The organism is Pseudomonas sp. C2.3V, assembly GCF_058536325.1.
Window position 1 is genome coordinate 568,722 of the sequence record NZ_JBZUBN010000002.1, and the last position, 17,467, is coordinate 586,188.

The window sequence follows — 17,467 nt, forward strand, 5'->3', positions numbered from 1 at the left end:
GAAGCCCTACAAGTGCTGTCCAACGATAGGGTCATTTAGGACCCCACTCGAGGTGTATATGAATACTCAACCAATCGACACATGGCGGATGCAGGGCTCTGATCCATTAGGTCCGGGTGATGAAGTAGGTGCGAACGATGACGAGATGGCACCACTGGACCCTGACCAGGCACCTGACGAGGCCGATGAAGAAGGTGGCATCTGATAGAGGGTTACCTCAAGTCCTGCCAATGCAAGGCTTGAGGTATCAGATTAACGGTCGGATTGTTAATACAGTATTTGATGTGAATCCTGTCACAACATGATATCTCTGCACAGCAGCAATCGCTGCTCCTGCAGAGGCATCATTATGGTCAGGTCAGGCGGTGGTTTCTTGGTAAGACAAGGAAGCGCATTAGCGGTAGGTGCAGCTGTTCTTTTTCTTTTATTTGGCATTATGGGTTGGCTGCTTGAATACCTGTCCTTTGGGATGATGTGTATGCCTATAGCGCTGGGAATTGGGATTCTGACCTTTTTATGTTTAGCGACGATTACCTATAGCCTGCTGGACTGATCTGCGTAGATGAACGCTCGGTTTTATGCCGAGCTTTTATTGTTCAGCTAATTAGACGAGCGGAAACGGTGGTGCGAACACTTCTTGGTTTGACGACTCCAAGTTATAAGGCCGCTTTGGCCTTATAAGAAAGGAGATGCACCATGGCTACGTATGAGCACGCTCCACTAACAGCGCAAAGCCCTGATCCGCTTAAACCAGACGATACAGGTATTGGTGGCGATGTGGTTGATCCCGCTATGCCAGACGATACTTTGGATGATGACGATGTAAATCGTCCCTTGTAGTCGAATACTCGAATAGAAGCCCGGTTATATGACCGGGCTTTTTGCTAACAGCGATCAAGATCTTCCCACATCTTTTTCCAGTACGCGTCCGCTTCGCTGTGTCGTGATCTCAAGGCCGTTTCGAGCTGTTTCCGTTCATCCGATTGATGAGGTGCTGCGCATTCGAGATATTGAGTGGCTGCTTCTTGTACCCGTTGCTCAAGTTGATTCCACTCTGTCACAGCTGCCGTCCACGACTTGCCCGTCAGTGCTTCATAGTTTTCGTGCCCATCCATACGGTCGTCCTCAAGAAGATGCATGTTGATAGACACGGTTTTCAGGCTTCAATTTCAATCCGTCATGGTTAGATGCTATTTGCGCTGCGTAATTAGCGCTCTGCGGTAACCTTGGCGCCAAATATTTAAATGTACAGACTAAAACGATTTGGCTGAACTAGTGGGGTACTACTAAAAATATTGCAGAGCTATCTTTCTAATTATCGATATTGTCCTCGAGATAGCTTGGTTTTCTCATTGACCTCAAGGTTGCATTTGCACACGTTTAAAAACGTTGTTAGGCCTACAGCTATCAAGCTTCCAGCAGATAACTTTCATACCAATCGAGTCTTTCATTACTCCTTTGCCCCACCTTGATTGGCAAATACCACCTATTGCTTTCGCTGGAGCAAGGCCGTTATGAATATCAAACAAAAACTTACCTGCGCATTTGCGGCCATTGCCTGTACACCTGTGCTTCTGATAGCGGTCGTTGTGGCTATGAACCTGCGCAGCCAGGCTCAGGACGACTTCATTGATAGCAGTAGTCGTGAAATTCGCCAGATCGACAATGCTATGCAGCAATTTTTTGCCGGCATCAGCCAGAACGTTGAGTATCTCGCCAAGCTGCCCGCTGTGACAAATACAGAGCCACTCAAACGTTATATGCAGCCCAATGCTGATCAACTGCCAACACCCAGCAGCAACGCGGTAATGCTTGATCTTTTTACTCGATTTGCCACTACGCATCCCGCTACGGCCTATTTGTCAGTAGGGCAGGCTGATGGCGGCTATGCACTATGGCCGGACGATCCTAAGCTCAGCAATTACGATCCACGGGTACGACCCTGGTATAAGACCGCCATGGATAATCCGGGCAAAACGGTACGGACATCAGCGTATTACTGGGCACCTGACGATGTGGTGCTAATGGGAACCGTACGCACCATAGACGATGCTCAGGGCAGGCCAGTTGGCGTGCTTGGGCTGGATGTGTCGCTCAAGCAGCTGACCGACCTGGTTAAACAGATCAAGTTGGGTGATAGCGGCTACCTTATGCTGGTCGAAGACAATGGTAACGTACTGGTCGATCCCAGCCATGCAGAGCATAACTTTAAGTCGCTAAAGGATTTAGGTAATGAATACGCTCGCTTGGCGAGCGCTACGAGTGGACTGCAGCAAGTTGAACTTGATGGTGTGCAGTACATGGCAAATGTCTGGTCTTCGCCAGACCTGGGCTGGCGCTTCATCGGGTTGATTCAGCGCGACGAGGTGATGGCTAGAACGTCGAGCCTTACTTGGCAGATCGCTTTGATCGCTACGGTTTTGGTTATTATCTTTGCTCTGGTGGGCGCCAGCTTCGCCGGTTTGATTGCAAAGCCAATCCGCAGCGTAGCCGATGGGCTGGAGGGCATTGCACAGGGTGAGGGTGATTTAAGCCGGAGTTTGACCGTTCGTGGCAAGGACGAAACAGCGCTGCTTGCGCGTTGGTTCAACCAGTTCCTGGACACAATCCGTCAGCTTGTGCAGCGCGTCAGCAGTGCATCGACAGGGTTGCAGCAAGCCTCCCACGACAGTACACGCGTCGCGCATCAGATCAACGATGCTGCAGGCCGGCAACGCGAAGCCGTAGAGCTTGTTTCTACTGCATTCAATGAGATGGTTGCTACAGCCAACGAAGTGGCGCGCTCTTGTAGTCAGGCCGCGGTATCGGCAGATACCGGTTTCCGCGAGGTACATAATGGTCAACTACAGATCGACGAGGCTACAGGAAGTGTTTCGCAGCTAAGTGACAACCTCGCGCAGGCTACCCAGGCGATGCTTGTTCTTGAGCAGGACAGCAAGAACATTAATGCCATCCTCGACACAATCCGCTCGATTGCCGATCAGACAAACCTGCTGGCCCTGAACGCTGCCATCGAGGCGGCTCGAGCAGGCGAGCAGGGCAGAGGCTTTGCCGTAGTGGCCGATGAGGTTCGAGCGTTAGCCAAGCGCACGTCTGATTCAACCGGAGAGATTGACGGGCTTTTGGGCGGTCTGGCGCGGCGCACCCAGGAAGTCACGAAACAGATGCAAAACAGCTTGTCGATGTCCCATAACAGCGTCGAGCGCATTCAGTTAGCCAGGGTTAGCTTTGAGCAGATCCGCTGCTCGGTCGACAATATTCGCGATCAGAACATACAGATATCTGCGGCTGCCGAAGAGCAGCATCAGGTCGCCGAAGATATCAATCGACATATTTCGCATATTCATGACGACGCCCTGGTGGTAGAGCGGTTGGCTCAAGCGGCTCGTACAGATGCCGTACGTCTGGAGCATCTTTCTGAGGAGCTACATGGATTGATCGGAGGATTTCGGACGTAATCAGCCTTCAGGAGGGGTACGCATGGTTGCAAGCCCCTCCTGACACCGCCAGGTATGGATGTGAGAGCCCGTAGCTGGCGTTGCGGAAATGCTATTGGCAACGAGCTAGAACGCCGGCGTAAGCCATAAAGCGCATGGTTAGCTCATGAAAAGCACAAGCTCAGCCGGTTTGGTTAATGCGCTAGTCTTACAGCTCAACCTTTGGGTCGGATAGAACGCATTGCGGGGCTGATTATCCAATGTCTGTACTGCGATCCTGAGCGATCTTTCTGGTACTGAACCAGGCAGTCAGATAGGCATAGACATAGCCGATTCAGCCTTTCGTTTATTCAAAAAGAGCGTTCCGCTTTGTTTTCTTGCACGTCACTTTGCCTATCAAACGCATGCAAGATTTCCTGAAAAAAGTCTTTTTTCCTGTGTCTCCTATAGCTCAATCCAGCGTCTAGTTGATGAGCATAGCCTTCAACTACAAGGCGGCGTTTGGGTTTTGACCGGTAACACGATCAGTTGAAACATGAACGCCGTATCGTCAGGACCGTTGGGCCTGCTCTACAAGACTTAGGGGAACCCCTCCGTGATTAGCGGTTCTAGTCTTAAGTGGTAGTGCTTTATAGGTAGAGGAGAGCCAGTCTATGAAGGCAATCCGTATGTTGGCGGCAACCGTGGCCCTTGGTGTAACAAGTGGTCTTGCATGGGCTGATCTGCCTCCTGTGATCACGATGGGCCCCGGCTTCAAGATCGTGGTGAATGGTGCAGAAGTGCCGGTCTTCGGCTTTGACCGTTGCCCGCAGGCCGCTCTGGATCCACAGAACACCTTCCATATCCCTGGCGAGCAGGCCAAGGCCTGTACCGTCATTCCCAGTTACCAGAGTGAAGTCAAAGTCCGCATGATGCTGCGCTCCGGTCCGGTCGTGGAAACCTGGGGGGTCATGCGTTATGGCAACATGCTGGGCTTTCGCCGGCCCGGCGGCGATCTTGTCGTTCCGGCGACCTGACCGTTAAGCTGAGGTGATACCCGGCAGCACATGGCTGCCGGGCAGGGTTCAGCCGATCAGTTCGGCAAACGCTTTGTCGGCTTCAAGCACGTCGGGTAAGGCAGCAAACAGCTTGTCTGTATCTAGTCCGTTGAACAGGGGGCCGGTCAGATGCTGCTGTGCCTCAGGCGTGGCACCATGGGCTTCGTAGACATCGCTGATCGCTACTGCTTGCGCCACAATGCGTGGGTAATCGTCCGCCTCGGCAGGTGCCTGGGTGGGACGACCTTGATAAGCGATCGCTTGTTGAATGACCTTGGGTAATTGCCAACGCTTTGCCAGCTCTGCCCCTACTTCTGGATAGCCAAAGCCTAGTTGCACGGTCTCATCCGCTGCTCGTCCCGTAGCGTCCCTTTTAGGTTGCTTGTTCAGCGTGGCTGCATAGTCAGGCGCACCCGCCTGAATCAGCAGCTCACCAATGTTATGCATCATGCCACAGGTAAAGGCTGTGTCCGGGTCTTTGCCCAGCTGCTTTGCCAGGAGTCGACAGATACTGGCTACCCGAAAACTGTGAGTCCAGAACGCTTTTAGGTTATAGCCTGAGTCCACCTTGAACGCGCCTGTCATGGCGGACGCCAGAACCAACGTACGAAGCGTATTGAAGCCCAGGCGCATGGTGGCATCTTCGATGCTGGTCGAATCACGAGCACCCTTGAACCGGGCCGAATTGGCGAGGCGTAATACCTTGGCGGCAATAACGGGATCCCGCTCTACATTACGCGCAACACTGTCCAGGCTGGAGGAAGGGTTATCGAATTGCTGGATGAGATCCTGGGCGACCTTGGGCACGCTGGGCAGGTTGTGAATCTCATTGAACAGGGTGTCGATATTCATGAAGGCTCCTTGATGCCTGAACGGTATATTCCAAAGCATAGAAAAGGTTTGCCAAGTCGCTAGGGGTCAGACGTCGGCTCGCTGGTGCAGGAGACGTGTAATAGTCCAGTAAAGTACGGATCCTCGTCTTCAATCCCTGCTGCAATAACTCCAAGCGCTCAGCCAGCCTGAACAAAGTGGCCATTGACTTGCCCAACAAAAAGGGCACCCACTGCACAGGAGAAGACTGATGGTTGAATTCCAAAAGGCACCGGACGACCCGGAAATCGATCCAACCCCTTCATCACAGGATGAGCCAATCGGTGATGATCAGCGTGAGCATGCCCCCGATGAGCGTCTTCCTCAAAAGAATCCGACTGACCCGGAGTACAGCTGATGGACAACGATCCTCATCGTCATTTCGATGACGGTGTTCCAGACGAGACTCACCCGGACGAGATGCCTGCGGAGGATGACAATACGCCGCCGGTAGACCCTGTGGGAACCTGTATTTAAGGATAAGAGCCCGGTTCAGAGGCCTTTCGCAAGGCGCCTGAACCGGGCCAGCGTCAGCGGTTAACGCTGTGTCAGTGTCGCAGTGTTACCCGTACCGCTCTGGGTAATGGTCGCCATATCGCCCTGAGAAGATTGGGTTACGTTCATGCTGTTGGCTGAGCCATTCTGAGAGAGAATGGCCGAATAGCCTATGCCGGTTTGCGTAGCCGTAATCGTGTTGGCATCACCCGACTGTGATACATACAGTTCGTTGTCATCGCCGTTCTGGTTGAAGTACAGCTCGTTACCCGTTCCGTCCTGAACCGATGACAGGAAGTTGCGGTTACCTGTCTGGGCCACGTTGTAGGACGTCTCTCCTGCCACGCCTACAACGTTGCTGTTACCTGTTTGCGATACATTGACTTCGTTGTAGGTCCCGCCCTGCGTAATATCGACTTTATTGAGGTCGCCGGACTGATCGACACGTGCAGTAGCATTATTTGCAGAGGGTTCCCCAAAGATGCTGTTCTGCGTCAGCCTGATGCTATTTCCATTTCCTTCCTGGGTAGCAAGCGCGACGCTGTTATCGATCAGCTGAGAAACCCGCGCATCGTTGTTATTACCGTACTGATAAACCGAGGCGATTGGGTACTCGCTGAAGGACTGGAAGATGTCACTTCTGTTACCGCTGCCTTCCTGAACTGTCGTTTGAGTTCCGTAGTTGGAGCTGTAGTGCTCACTGTTAGCATCGTTATTGTCGCCATTCTGGCGTATGGAGGCATTGCTGTAAGACGATAGGGTCTGGTTGATGCCAGCGTTGTTTGCCGTGCCGTTTTGCTCAATGATTGCGGTATCTTGATCGGCCTTGCCACGAAACCCCATACCGCGATGTTCGTAGTCACTTTGAGTGATATAAGCCGTATTCTCATTGCCCGACTGGTAAATCTGCCCAACGTTGAGGCTTCCGCCTTCCTGGATAAATTGCGTCCTGTTGCCAACGCCCTCTTGATAGACCGTGCCGCTGTTTTCAGTACCGGATTGCTCAATGAATCCGTAACCGTTTTGCCCTGTCTGCGTTTGCGTAAAGTTATTGGACGTACCGCTCTGCTCGATCGTGGAGGTGTTGTTTTCGCCGTCCTGATTAAGATCTACCGTGTTGTTTTCTGCATGAGCATGCAGGGTGAGGGTAGCCAGTACGGCAAGAGCGAGGGGTTTGAGCGCAGGCATTGAAAAATCTCCCTATATCAAAGTTATGAGACCGCTGAAATCGTTATCAACTGATGACGGCTCACCCACAATTGCATAGGCGTCTGGCCTGCGGGTATCTATCAGCAAATGGCTTGGAGCCATGTAAAAGCGCATCAGAACGGGCAGGCAAGAATTCTGGTCTTCCCTAACCAACACTCAAATGAGTCAACATGGCACCCAACCGGTGCGTAAAGCAGCTTGAGTATAGGAACGGCTTTGGAAGGATGCCAACAATAGTCAGGCTATTTATTAGGTTGCCAATCATAAGAGTTTTTCAGGACGCCGTTTTCTCACTGTGGTCTCATAGACGCGCATATCGTTGCGTCTTGCCATAATGTAAATGCCCTACAAAACAATGACTCGAGAACAGGCCCTTGCTGCGAAATACCATAAAACATCCCGCCCGGCTGGTGCCGTTGGCCTTCCTGATTACCATACTGATAGGCACGTCATTACTCATGTTGCCAGTGGCGCGAGCCGGTGAAGCGAGCGCTCCCTTTCTGACGGCCTTGTTTACTGCGGTTTCGGCAACCTGTGTGACCGGTCTTGTCACCGTAGACACTGCTACGTATTGGAGCGGCTTCGGTCAGGTCATCATTCTTGTTCTGTTCCAGATCGGCGGAATCGGCATCATGAGTGGTGCAACCTTGTTGGGTCTTCTGGTTAATCGACGCTTGCAACTGAGCAGCCGATTATTGGCCCAGAGTGAAACCCGCCTGCTTGGGTTGGGTGATGTCGTTGAGGTGCTGCGATTGGTGTTGGCCGTTACGCTCACAGTCGAGTTGACGATAGCTGCACTGCTCGCTTTCCATCTGCATTTTGCTTATCAGGAGCCTTGGGAGGGTGCCGCATGGAATGGTATTTTCCACGCGATTTCGGCGTTCAATAACGCCGGGTTTTCTACTTACTCAGATAATCTGATGGGGTTCGTCGCAGACCCTATCGTGATTCTTCCCATCACTGCTGCACTGATCATAGGCGGCATCGGCTCTCCCGTACTGTATGAGCTCAGGCACATGCGCCGGAAAAACCGGCCATGGTCTGTTCATACGCGCATTACCTTGCTGGGCTCGGCGCTCCTGTTGATCATCGGTACAGTAGCCATGCTGGGATATGAATGGAATAACGCCGGCACACTTGGTCCTCTCGACACAGGGGCCAAGCTGTTGGCCGCCTTTTTCCATTCTGCTGCCGCGCGTACAGCTGGTTTTAATAGTTTAGACGTCGGGCAATTCACCACAGAGACCTTGGCTATCCATTACATCCTGATGTTTATCGGGGGCGGTAGCGCGGGTACCGCTGGAGGTATAAAGGTTACTACCTTCTTTTTACTGTTCTTTGTGGTTTGGGCAGAGATCCGGGGTAACACGGATACCGCAGTCTTTAACCGACGGATCGCTTCGGAAACGCAACGCCAAGCACTGGTTGTTGTTCTTTTGGGAACTGCCATGGTCGCGAGTGCAACACTCATTCTGATCAGTGTGACCTCGTTTCCTCTTGAAAAAATCGCGTTCGAAACAATTTCTGCCTTTGCCACTGTAGGTCTTTCCACGGGAATCACAGCTGATCTTCCTCCAACAGGGCAGGTCGTTATCATCGTCCTGATGTTCGTAGGCCGCGTCGGGACGATTACCGTGGCAACTGCCCTGGCCTTGCGTAGCCGAAACAAACCTTATCGCTATCCTGAGGAACGCCCCATTGTTGGATAAACTCTTTTCGTCGACCCGCAGTGACAGCGTGGTCGTTATCGGTCTGGGCCGCTTTGGTGCCTCTGTTGCCGAATCGCTAATCGACATGGGGCATGAAGTACTAGGGCTGGACGAGGATGCAAGCCTCGTCCAGAACTGGTCCGACCGGCTGACCCATGTCGCTCAAACCGACAGCACCAATATCGAAGCCTTGCGCCAGTTGGGCGTTGATAAATTCATACATGCTGTTGTTGGCATTGGTAGCGACCTTGAGGCCAGCGTTCTAACCGTCCTGGCGCTTCAGGAGCTGGGTGTGAAAGACATCTGGGCCAAAGCCATGAGCGCAAAGCATGGACAGATTCTTGAGCGAATCGGTGCTCATCATGTTGTCTATCCAGAGGCCGCCATGGGAGAGCGCGTGGCTCATCTGGTGACAGGCAAGATGTTCGAATTCATCGAGTTTGAGGATGGTTTCGCCATTGCCAAAACCGGAGCGCCACAGGAAGCCCATGGAAAAACGCTAGCCGAATCGGCTATTCGTACACGCTACGGCGTGACCGTGATCGGCCTCAAGCGGCCCAAGACAGACTTCGTGTATGCCAAAGCAGACACACAGATACATGAAGGTGATTTCTTGATCGTAGCGGGCACGACCAAACTGGTGGAAAAGTTTTCAGCTCAGGTTTAGCGGCCGTATCAATACAAGCCTCTTGATAGTCCTTATTGGTTGACATCCGCTCAGCTTTACGGGGCGGATGTCATTTTCAGCGTTTTATGAATCAGCTTTCCAGCTGATTGGCAAATTGCTCTACCGCACTTACCACCTTTTTGGCACCATCCTGAATTTCCAGGATTACCGAGCCAGCCTCGCTTGCCAAACCAAGGCCATGTTCGGTCTGGCTTTTACTGGTCGCCATACTGGCAACCGCGGCTTCGGCCAGTGACTGGTTCTGCTGCACCACATCGACAATTTCCTTCGTTGCGAGGCTAGTCCGCCCCGCCAACTGACGAACCTCATCTGCAACCACTGCAAAACCCCGGCCCGCCTCACCGGCACGTGCTGCCTCAATGGCTGCGTTAAGAGCTAGCAGGTTGGTCTGCTGAGCAATGCCGCTGATAGTCTGTACGATTGTATTGATCAGCAATGACTGCTTGCTCAGCGCCTCGATGCCATCGGAAGCCACCTGGATCTCATCGGCAATCTGACGCATCACGCTCACCGTATCCTGCACAACCGAGGCACCCTTGTTGGCTGTATCGTCAGTGTGTAGCGAGGTGCGATAGGCGATATCGGCGGCCTCGGCAACGGCCATTTGCTGATTGACCTGTTCGGTGATGACTGTGGCAAATTTCACGATCTTGTAGAGCTCATTACGGGTGTTAAAGACCGGATTGTAGCTCGCCTCGAGCCATAACACGCGGCCCATGCTGTCTATACGCTTGAAGCGGCCAGAAGCATATTCGCCCCGGTTAAGCCGCCGCCAGAATTCGCGGTACGCTTCGGAGTTGTATTCTTCCGGTTCGCAAAACATGCGGTGATGCTTGCCCTTTATTTGCTCGAGCCGATAGCCGATCCCTTGGAGAAAATTATCGTTTGCGTTGAGCACCTCACCGGCTGGGTTGAACTCAATCACGGCGGTGGAACGACGCAACGCATTGATAACGCCTGCATTCTCAGTGGCCACATCCACAGACTCAGTGACATCACTCGCCAGGCAGATGACTCCCGCAGCTCTACCATCCTGGTCTTTTAGCGTCTGCCATACAGCACGCAGCCACACCAGGTTGCCATCCGCTTTGGAAAGTCGATAAAGACCGCTAATGTGTTTGCCCTGTTTGATGGCGGCTTGTAAGCCCTTATAGCATTCCAGCTGTTTAACGTAAGGAGGAATATATTTATCGAGGGGCTGACCTACCATTTCTGATTTTGAATAGCCCATCGCTTGAAGAAATTGTTCATTGGCGGTCTGGATGATGCCGTTGTTGTCCAGCCTCAATGTCATCATTTCTGCTTCAAGTGCTTCTAGGATCTGCCGTAGCGAGGCATTTTCTTCCTTGAGAGAAGCGAGTTCTTGTTTGAGATGCGAATTGAACATGACTGGACCAGAGGTAAGTAAGGATAAATAGCTTTTCGGATCTATTATTTTTTTCTTAAGGTGAACCAGTTAATAGTGGCGACAGGCGGTTGCATGTTTAACGCACCCCAATGTGCTGAAACGCTTTTGCAGGTAAAAACAACACTTGTTAATTGAAGGTTTCGGACAGGAGGCATTGATAGCCTATAAATATCAAGTCTGCTTATTCATTAGCGTGGCCACTATTTTTTACGCTGGTATACATATAGGCACGCCTTTGAAGCGCCAATATAAAACAGGAAAGATAGATATGAGGACGTCTTTAAATGCTATTAAAGATTAATCTTCGTTTATCTTTAATAAACGTCTTCTAGCAAAATTAGAGTCATGGCCTGTTATTGAAGACACAGCGAGGTATAGACCGTTATACGTAGCGGATATCCTGTCAAGAAACCGGCTTGACCCTATCAGACGTTAAGGGCCATCCGTGCAGTTATAAAGCAATCATCGATTGGGCCGCGCCTTGGCAATCCACTGTATTTGAAGACGCATACGATGAACTTGCCGTATACCCGTTATCACGGACAGCTCGCTTGAGAAGTGCCCGTCCCGAGTGCCTGAAGCTACCATCAACCGGGCGAAGGCAGCAGGCGCAGCAGACGACCAATCAAGCCCCAGCGCCTGGTGACATAGACGTGCTTGGTACGCGTCCTGATGGCGCCATATATACAATCGGCGGCTTTTTCAGGCGTAACCACCCAGAAGGGTTTATCAGCTTTCAACATGTCGGTGTCGACAAAGCCGGGACATGCCTCGGTTACCGTCACAGGCAGTTTATGGCGACGTGCCAGATCGCGCAGGCCATCCAGGTATGTCGAGACGAAGGCCTTCGAGGCGCAATAGGCGGTAGCGCCCCCATTGGCACGGAGCTTGGCAATGGATGAAATTCCTACCAGGTGACCCTGTCCCTGCGCTATGAAATGCTTCATGGCTATTTGGGCCATGGCCGCAAAGCCCAGTGCATTGACAGCGATAGTTTCTTCATCGAGCTGCCAAGTCAGGTCCGGATTGACATGGCCTGTCCCCGCACTGATGACTACCAGCTCAACGTGACCTACCTGCTGGATAAAGCCTTTCAGAGCTATCCGGGCTCCGTCTATTTCCATCAGGTCCAGTGGGCAAATGATGGCGTGATCACCTAGTTCCTGGGCGAGTGCTTGAAGGCGTTCAGCTTTTCGCGCAGCCAAACCGACCCGCCAGCCTTCTGTTACCAAACGGCGCGCCAGTGCCTCACCCATTCCGGAGGAGGCACCGATAACGATGGCGCCAGGGCGATACGCAGGTGGTTTCACTTCCATTGAAGATGGTCCTTGAGCAGTACGTTGGGAAAGCCTAGCACTACACCCGGTGTCTAGTTAAATGGGTATGTCATACATGCATCACGCGGTTTCTGACAAAAATGTCATTGCAATGACCCGTTTCTGACCGTGCGGCCTGGTTAGGGTATATCGATCCAACCAAGGAGCCCTGTCATGGACAGAATCGTTACATTCACACTGCTCATGCTGGCAGTAATGCAAGCAGAAGCCGCCTTACCGAAACAGGCGGAGCTGGATTTGGCCACAGCTCGTCGCCTGTTGGACGCTGCGTCCTGTCATGCTGCAATGGCAGCGCTTGATCGCGGTGGGAACCCCATTCTTATTCAGCGCGATACCCGGGTGGGCCCTCATAACGCAGATGCTGCCCGCCGCAAGGCCTATACCGCATTGTCTACCAAGACAGCGACACGCCTGCTGGCTGAAAAGGCCCGTCAGAATCCGGAGGCTGCCAACCTCAATACCTTGCCTGAGCTATTGCTGCTTGGAGGCGGTGTGCCCCTCTATGAAGGCGACGCGCTGGTAGGCGCTTTTGGCGTAGCAGGTGCTGGCGGCGCTGCCCAGGATGAGCAATGTGCGATCGAGGCTGCCTTGGCAATAGGTTTGAAAACTAACCCTTAAAGGAGAACCACCATGAAGACTTTGATACTGGCACTGGGTATGACAGCAATGTCCGGCATGGCTGTCGCTGCCAATAATCCACTTAGCGTACATGTGCTTAACCTTGAGACTGGCGTACCCTCATCCGGTGTGAATGTAACGCTTGAGCGTCACATGGGAGAAGCTTGGCAGCCGCTGGCCCAAGGCACCACCAACGAGCAAGGTCGCATCGCTGAGCTGTATCCCAGTGATAAGCCCTTACACAAAGGTGAGTATCGAGTGGTTTTCAAGACCGGCGAGTATTACAAGAAAACCGGCCACGAAACCTTTTTTCCTGAAATACCTGTAATCTTTGAAGTCAAACAAACGGACCAGCACTATCACATCCCACTGCTGCTCAGCCCGTATGGTTTCAGCACCTATCGGGGTTCATAGGACGTCAGTCAACGAGTCCTGAGAAGATGTTGCCATTGTGTCGGTATCCACTGAATGATACCGACCCTTCACGCTAGTGCTGGCGGAGAAGACGATACCGTTTTGCTAAACAACGGTACGCCTACTTCTCCAGGCAACCGGGTTGATCGCGTTTGGATTTACGCTGGGGTCCAGCGTGGCCGTCGTCGTAACGAAGCAGAGAGGGAAGGCTGAGAGATTTGATCAGGGTGCACCAAGGTGTACGTCCAAATCGAAAGCGATTACCGGGGCTTTTTCCTGGCCTGTGACCACTCGGTCCGCTGGATAGCTCTCTTCCTGCCTCGGCAAAGCGTTGGACTACAGCATCCTCATCAATCTGGCAGAGTGAGCCAATAAGGGTTCCTGATAGAGACCTAGCGGATTCTGCTAACGCTCCGCCTTGATGGCAGAGCGGATGGCTTCCAGCAGCATCTTGCTGGCGGGATTGTCATTATCTGTACGCCATACCAGATGCAATTCGCTTTGTATGCCGTCGCCCAGATCGATTTCCCTAAAGACTACCTCCTTGAAGACGACATTAGTGGCGCAGCGAGGTACAAACGCCAATCCCATCCCCGCGTTGACCAACGCCAGAATGGTGAGCGATGAGCTTAGCCATTGAATGTATTCCGGCTCTACGCTGGCGGAGCGGAACATACCGGTCAGCAGCTCGTTGAAGGGGGGATAAGCTGAGTGCGAATACATGAGAAAGGGCATCCCATGAAGATCCTGCACGGTTATCACAGGTGCATGAGCCAAGGGATGGCTGGCGGGTACAGCTAGCACGAACGGCTCACGAACCAGGCATTCGGTTTCATAGCCCGGCTGCAGGAGTGGTGCACGGACGATACCCAGGTCGATACGGCGTGCCCGTAGCGCTTCGTGTTGCTGAAACGTATTCATCTCCGTCAGGGCAACCTTGACGTTGGGCTGACTAAGACGGGCCTCGGCAATGACCTTGGGGAGAAATTCATAAACGGCGCTGCCAACGAAGCTGATGGTAACCGAGCCGATGTCGCCTTCGGCAAAACGTCGCGCGGCAATTGCAGCCTGTTGTGCTCGCTCCAGAAGTGCCTGGGCTTCGATGAAAAAGGCTCTTCCTGCCGCAGTCAGGGCTACGCTGCGCGTATTTCGAGAAAAGAGTTCTACGCCCAGGCTATGCTCAAGTAACTGAATCTGCCGACTTAACGGCGGCTGCGTCATGTTCAGCCGCTCTGCCGCACGGCGAAAGTTGAGTTCTGTGGCCACCGTGGTGAAGCAGCGGAGCTGAGCGAGTTCAAACATTGATCTAATACCGGTATCAATCAAGACCTAATATAGATTAGACAGTAACAATATCGGCCTCCATTATCGACGCTCTCCTACAAAAACAATGAGCGGGAGTCGCCCATGAGTAATGTCCAGTCTTCCGTGGACTCCACGGTGCTAACCCGTGCGGTCTCCAAGGTGAAGCGGCATGTCTTGCCGCTATTTGTCGTCATGTTCATCGTCAACTATATCGACCGGGTCAATATCGGCTTTGTACGTAGCCATCTCGAGACCGATCTCGGGATTGGTGCCGCTGCCTATGGTTTGGGTGCCGGCCTATTCTTCATTGGCTATGCGCTATTCGAGGTCCCGTCCAACATGCTCTTGCAGCGGTTCGGTGCCAAGGCCTGGCTGACGCGCATCATGTTCACCTGGGGTATTGTCGCAACGGCCATGGCGTTCGTACCCAATGAAACCTGGTTCTATATCCTGCGATTCCTGCTTGGCGTTGCCGAGGCGGGGTTCTTCCCTGGGGTGGTTTACTACTTCACCAAATGGCTGCCTGCTGATGAACGTGGCAAGGCCATGGCAATCTTTCTGAGTGGTTCAGCCATTGCCTCTATCCTCTCTGGTCCGTTGTCTGGCGCCCTGCTGGGAATAACCGGGCTGGGGATGTCCGGCTGGCAATGGATGTTCCTGATTGAAGGCTTGTTCTCGGTCGTACTGTGCGGTTTTGTCTGGTTCTGGCTGGATTCCCTGCCCAAGGATGCCAAATGGCTGAGCACGGAAGAGCGCAATGCACTGACTGACTGTATCGATGAGGAGCAACGCCAGCGCGAATTGGCAGTAGGCGAGAGCAAGGCTCATCCTTCAGCGTTCAAGTTGTTGCGTGATCCGCAAATCGCGCTGTTCTGCTTTCTGTATTTTTCGATCTCGCTGACGATCTACGGCTGCACTTTCTGGCTGCCAAGCATCATTCGCTCCATGGGCGGGCTGGGCGACTTCGAGATTGGTCTTTTCAATTCCATTCCTTGGATCATTTCCGTCGTGGCCATGTACCTGTTCGCCAGTCTGGCGTCCCGCTTCAAATGGCAGCAGGCCTGGGCCTCATCGGCCTTCATCATTGCAGCCATTGGGCTGTTCGCCTCGACGATGGGGGGGACGGTGTTTGCGTTTCTGGCTATCTGCTTCGCCGCTATCGGATTCAAGGCAGCGTCATCACTGTTCTGGCCGATCCCCCAGTCTTATCTGGATGCACGTATCTCGGCGGCAGTCATCGCACTGATCAATTCGGTAGGTAGCCTGGGCGGTTTCGTTGCGCCTGCCACGTTTGGCTTTCTGGAGGAACGGACCGGCTCGATCGAGGGTGGCCTCATTGGCCTTGCCACGGTCTCCTTGATTGCTGGCATTCTGGTCTTCATGACCAAGACGAGAAGAGGGCCTAGCGACGGGATCAAAGCCAAGATGGCCGCTGCGCCTGCTTGAGTAAAGGACGGGCCTGCCGGGCAGTCCCGTAGGCCCTCTCTAGTGTTCAGGAGTTCTATCATGAAGATAAAACACATCCGTGTAACCCCGATTGCCTTCAAGGATGCGCCGCTGCTTAACGCCAGTGGTATCCATGAGCCTTATGCGCTGCGCTCGATCATTGAGGTCGAGAGTGATAACGGTTTTATAGGCTTGGGTGAAAGCTACGGTGATGCACCGGTGCTTAGCGTGCTGCAGGCCATGCAGGAAAGCCTGCTCGGCCTTGACCCTTTCGATCTCAACGGGTTGCGCGCCCAGGTCATCCAGACAGTGGCCCGTCTTCAACCGGGTGCCAATCCCGGAGCAGAGTTGGCGCCGGGCTCACACCCCAGTAAACAGGTGGCAAATGCGTATTCGGCGTTCGAGGTTGCCTTTCTGGACCTACAAGCCCGTTCAATAGGGGTGCCGCTGGTAGATCTTCTGGGCGGCGCCGTACGTCGGGAGGTCCCCTTCAGCGCCTACCTGTTTCTAAAATATGCCGAGCATATTCAGTCACCCTATAAGCCAGACCGGTGGGGCGAGGCGATCAGTCCGGAGCAGGTAGTCGCCCAGGCGCGTACCATGATCGAGGAGAACGGATTCCAAAGCATCAAGCTTAAGGCGGGAACCCTGCTGGGCCCCGAGCATGAGGTTGCCTGTATGAAAGCGCTCAAGCAGGCTTTTCCTGGCATACCTCTGCGCATCGATCCAAACGGCAACTGGTCACTCGAGACTTCGATTCGCATGGCGGAGCTGTTAGGCGATGATCTCCAATGCTATGAAGATCCGTGTCCAGGCCTTGAAGGGATGGCTGAGCTGCATCGGCGCACAGGCCTTCCACTGGCGACCAACATGGTCGTGACGGATTTTGATGAGTTCCGCCGCAGCATCGCGCTGAACAGCGTACAGATTGTGCTGGCGGACCATCACTATTGGGGTGGCCTGCGTGATACCCAGATCCTTTCCCGTATGTGTGAAACCTTTGGGTTGGGCGTTTCGATGCATTCCAACTCGCACTTGGGCATCAGTCTCATGGCAATGACGCATGTAGCGGCTGCTGTACCCAATCTCTCCTATGCCTGCGACACACATTACCCCTGGCAGGAGGCCGATGAAGAGGTTATCAAAGGTGGCAAGCTACCGATTCGCAATGGGTGCGTTGCGATTACAGACGCACCCGGACTGGGCGTTGAGCTGGATTATGACCAGCTGGCCAAACTCAACGACCAATACCTTACCTGCGGTATTCGCCAACGTGATGACGTCCGGCAAATGCAGAAATATGACCCCGACTGGAAAGCATTAAAGCCTCGGTTCTAAAGCAAAAAGTAGTCATAGGCATCCAGAAAACGGCTTGTCATATGTTGCCTTTATTGGTAGCAAAATGGTAGCTCATGACAAGCCGCTCTATCAGGAAGCGATACAGCTTTAATCTTGCTAGCAGCCTGAACTGCCTCCAGTTACGGCCGGTCGACA

Annotated in this window: 17 protein-coding genes and 2 pseudogenes; 12 read left to right on the forward strand and 7 right to left on the reverse strand. The window is 53.0% G+C overall.

Annotated features, from left to right (window positions below):
• Positions 1 to 58 precede the first annotated feature (58 nt).
• The gene (locus tag AC4LF3_RS22375) at positions 59 to 205 is read left to right on the forward strand and encodes a hypothetical protein (protein WP_010798786.1); all 147 of its coding nucleotides are present in this window, start codon (positions 59 to 61) and stop codon (positions 203 to 205) included.
• Positions 206 to 696: 491 nt separating this feature from the next.
• Positions 697 to 840, forward strand: a complete 144-nt coding sequence (locus AC4LF3_RS22380; protein WP_010798784.1) for a hypothetical protein — start codon at positions 697 to 699, stop codon at positions 838 to 840.
• Between the two features lie 44 nt (positions 841 to 884).
• Here AC4LF3_RS22380 and AC4LF3_RS22385 read toward each other — a convergent pair whose 3' ends face one another.
• Positions 885 to 1,115, reverse strand: a complete 231-nt coding sequence (locus tag AC4LF3_RS22385; RefSeq protein ID WP_491836769.1) for a hypothetical protein — start codon at positions 1,113 to 1,115, stop codon at positions 885 to 887.
• A gap of 480 nt (positions 1,116 to 1,595) precedes the next feature.
• Here AC4LF3_RS22385 and AC4LF3_RS22390 point away from each other — a divergent pair.
• From AC4LF3_RS22390 to AC4LF3_RS22400, 3 genes and pseudogenes are all read left to right on the forward strand, one after another.
• Positions 1,596 to 2,603, forward strand: a pseudogene (locus AC4LF3_RS22390) (cache domain-containing protein); the annotation flags it as partial.
• A 15-nt stretch (positions 2,604 to 2,618) separates the two neighbouring features.
• Entirely contained in the window at positions 2,619 to 3,458 is an 840-nt protein-coding gene (locus tag AC4LF3_RS22395; protein ID WP_425281450.1) for a methyl-accepting chemotaxis protein, read from the forward strand.
• 632 nt (positions 3,459 to 4,090) lie between these two features.
• Positions 4,091 to 4,453, forward strand: coding sequence for a hypothetical protein (locus tag AC4LF3_RS22400; RefSeq protein WP_010798781.1), 363 nt, complete (start codon positions 4,091 to 4,093; stop codon positions 4,451 to 4,453).
• Positions 4,454 to 4,501: 48 nt separating this feature from the next.
• Here AC4LF3_RS22400 and AC4LF3_RS22405 read toward each other — a convergent pair whose 3' ends face one another.
• Positions 4,502 to 5,326, reverse strand: coding sequence for an HDOD domain-containing protein (locus AC4LF3_RS22405; protein ID WP_074829070.1), 825 nt, complete (start codon positions 5,324 to 5,326; stop codon positions 4,502 to 4,504).
• A 229-nt stretch (positions 5,327 to 5,555) separates the two neighbouring features.
• On the opposite strand from AC4LF3_RS22405, the gene AC4LF3_RS22410 reads away from it, so the two are divergent.
• The gene (locus AC4LF3_RS22410) at positions 5,556 to 5,702 is read left to right on the forward strand and encodes a hypothetical protein (protein WP_404628026.1); all 147 of its coding nucleotides are present in this window, start codon (positions 5,556 to 5,558) and stop codon (positions 5,700 to 5,702) included.
• 179 nt (positions 5,703 to 5,881) lie between these two features.
• Here the strand turns inward: AC4LF3_RS22410 and AC4LF3_RS22415 are convergent, their stop codons facing one another.
• A complete protein-coding gene (locus tag AC4LF3_RS22415) occupies positions 5,882 to 7,027 on the reverse strand; it encodes a hypothetical protein (RefSeq protein ID WP_491836770.1) in 1,146 nt (381 codons plus the stop codon).
• 395 nt (positions 7,028 to 7,422) lie between these two features.
• On the opposite strand from AC4LF3_RS22415, the gene AC4LF3_RS22420 reads away from it, so the two are divergent.
• Both AC4LF3_RS22420 and AC4LF3_RS22425 read left to right on the forward strand, forming a co-directional pair.
• Positions 7,423 to 8,757 carry a TrkH family potassium uptake protein gene (locus AC4LF3_RS22420; protein ID WP_491836771.1) on the forward strand — a complete coding sequence of 445 codons (1,335 nt, stop codon included), beginning with the start codon at positions 7,423 to 7,425 and terminating at the stop codon, positions 8,755 to 8,757.
• Entirely contained in the window at positions 8,747 to 9,424 is a 678-nt protein-coding gene (locus AC4LF3_RS22425; RefSeq protein ID WP_491836772.1) for a potassium channel family protein, read from the forward strand. The genes AC4LF3_RS22420 and AC4LF3_RS22425 overlap by 11 nt, the downstream gene beginning before the upstream one ends.
• A gap of 91 nt (positions 9,425 to 9,515) precedes the next feature.
• Here AC4LF3_RS22425 and AC4LF3_RS22430 read toward each other — a convergent pair whose 3' ends face one another.
• The 3 genes and pseudogenes from AC4LF3_RS22430 to AC4LF3_RS22440 all read right to left on the reverse strand — a co-directional run bounded on the left by AC4LF3_RS22430 (position 9,516) and on the right by AC4LF3_RS22440 (position 12,169).
• A complete protein-coding gene (locus AC4LF3_RS22430) occupies positions 9,516 to 10,049 on the reverse strand; it encodes a methyl-accepting chemotaxis protein (protein WP_409440457.1) in 534 nt (177 codons plus the stop codon).
• Between the two features lie 12 nt (positions 10,050 to 10,061).
• A pseudogene (locus AC4LF3_RS22435) lies at positions 10,062 to 10,832 on the reverse strand (PAS domain-containing protein); the annotation flags it as partial.
• Between the two features lie 608 nt (positions 10,833 to 11,440).
• On the reverse strand, positions 11,441 to 12,169 hold the full coding sequence (locus AC4LF3_RS22440) for an SDR family NAD(P)-dependent oxidoreductase (RefSeq protein ID WP_491836773.1): 729 nt from the start codon (positions 12,167 to 12,169) through the stop codon (positions 11,441 to 11,443).
• A gap of 174 nt (positions 12,170 to 12,343) precedes the next feature.
• Here AC4LF3_RS22440 and AC4LF3_RS22445 point away from each other — a divergent pair, with 174 nt between their 5' ends.
• Positions 12,344 to 12,808, forward strand: coding sequence for a heme-binding protein (locus AC4LF3_RS22445; protein ID WP_491836774.1), 465 nt, complete (start codon positions 12,344 to 12,346; stop codon positions 12,806 to 12,808).
• A 12-nt stretch (positions 12,809 to 12,820) separates the two neighbouring features.
• The gene (gene uraH / locus AC4LF3_RS22450) at positions 12,821 to 13,222 is read left to right on the forward strand and encodes a hydroxyisourate hydrolase (RefSeq protein WP_491836775.1); all 402 of its coding nucleotides are present in this window, start codon (positions 12,821 to 12,823) and stop codon (positions 13,220 to 13,222) included.
• Between the two features lie 405 nt (positions 13,223 to 13,627).
• On the opposite strand, the gene AC4LF3_RS22455 is transcribed toward uraH, so the two are convergent.
• Complete coding sequence (locus AC4LF3_RS22455; RefSeq protein WP_491836776.1) at positions 13,628 to 14,524, reverse strand: LysR family transcriptional regulator; 897 nt, start codon at positions 14,522 to 14,524, stop codon at positions 13,628 to 13,630.
• Positions 14,525 to 14,629: 105 nt separating this feature from the next.
• Here AC4LF3_RS22455 and AC4LF3_RS22460 point away from each other — a divergent pair, with 105 nt between their 5' ends.
• Positions 14,630 to 15,973: an MFS transporter gene (locus AC4LF3_RS22460; protein ID WP_074829037.1), complete on the forward strand. Its 1,344-nt coding sequence runs from the start codon at positions 14,630 to 14,632 to the stop codon at positions 15,971 to 15,973.
• A 60-nt stretch (positions 15,974 to 16,033) separates the two neighbouring features.
• Positions 16,034 to 17,311, forward strand: coding sequence for a glucarate dehydratase family protein (locus AC4LF3_RS22465; RefSeq protein ID WP_491836777.1), 1,278 nt, complete (start codon positions 16,034 to 16,036; stop codon positions 17,309 to 17,311).
• Positions 17,312 to 17,467: the final 156 nt, after the last annotated feature.

What these genes read in the sequence shown, in the direction of transcription:
- AC4LF3_RS22375 (WP_010798786.1), top strand. Translation starts at nt 59, where the DNA reads ATGAATACTCAACCAATCGACACATGGCGGATGCAGGGCTCTGATCCA.
- AC4LF3_RS22380 (WP_010798784.1), top strand. Translation starts at nt 697, where the DNA reads ATGGCTACGTATGAGCACGCTCCACTAACAGCGCAAAGCCCTGATCCG.
- AC4LF3_RS22385 (WP_491836769.1), bottom strand. Translation starts at nt 1,115, where the DNA reads ATGGATGGGCACGAAAACTATGAAGCACTGACGGGCAAGTCGTGGACG.
- AC4LF3_RS22400 (WP_010798781.1), top strand. Translation starts at nt 4,091, where the DNA reads ATGAAGGCAATCCGTATGTTGGCGGCAACCGTGGCCCTTGGTGTAACA.
- AC4LF3_RS22405 (WP_074829070.1), bottom strand. Translation starts at nt 5,326, where the DNA reads ATGAATATCGACACCCTGTTCAATGAGATTCACAACCTGCCCAGCGTG.
- AC4LF3_RS22410 (WP_404628026.1), top strand. Translation starts at nt 5,556, where the DNA reads ATGGTTGAATTCCAAAAGGCACCGGACGACCCGGAAATCGATCCAACC.
- AC4LF3_RS22415 (WP_491836770.1), bottom strand. Translation starts at nt 7,027, where the DNA reads ATGCCTGCGCTCAAACCCCTCGCTCTTGCCGTACTGGCTACCCTCACC.
- AC4LF3_RS22430 (WP_409440457.1), bottom strand. Translation starts at nt 10,049, where the DNA reads ATGGCCGTTGCCGAGGCCGCCGATATCGCCTATCGCACCTCGCTACAC.
- AC4LF3_RS22440 (WP_491836773.1), bottom strand. Translation starts at nt 12,169, where the DNA reads ATGGAAGTGAAACCACCTGCGTATCGCCCTGGCGCCATCGTTATCGGT.
- AC4LF3_RS22445 (WP_491836774.1), top strand. Translation starts at nt 12,344, where the DNA reads ATGGACAGAATCGTTACATTCACACTGCTCATGCTGGCAGTAATGCAA.
- uraH (WP_491836775.1), top strand. Translation starts at nt 12,821, where the DNA reads ATGAAGACTTTGATACTGGCACTGGGTATGACAGCAATGTCCGGCATG.
- AC4LF3_RS22455 (WP_491836776.1), bottom strand. Translation starts at nt 14,524, where the DNA reads ATGTTTGAACTCGCTCAGCTCCGCTGCTTCACCACGGTGGCCACAGAA.
- AC4LF3_RS22460 (WP_074829037.1), top strand. Translation starts at nt 14,630, where the DNA reads ATGAGTAATGTCCAGTCTTCCGTGGACTCCACGGTGCTAACCCGTGCG.
- AC4LF3_RS22465 (WP_491836777.1), top strand. Translation starts at nt 16,034, where the DNA reads ATGAAGATAAAACACATCCGTGTAACCCCGATTGCCTTCAAGGATGCG.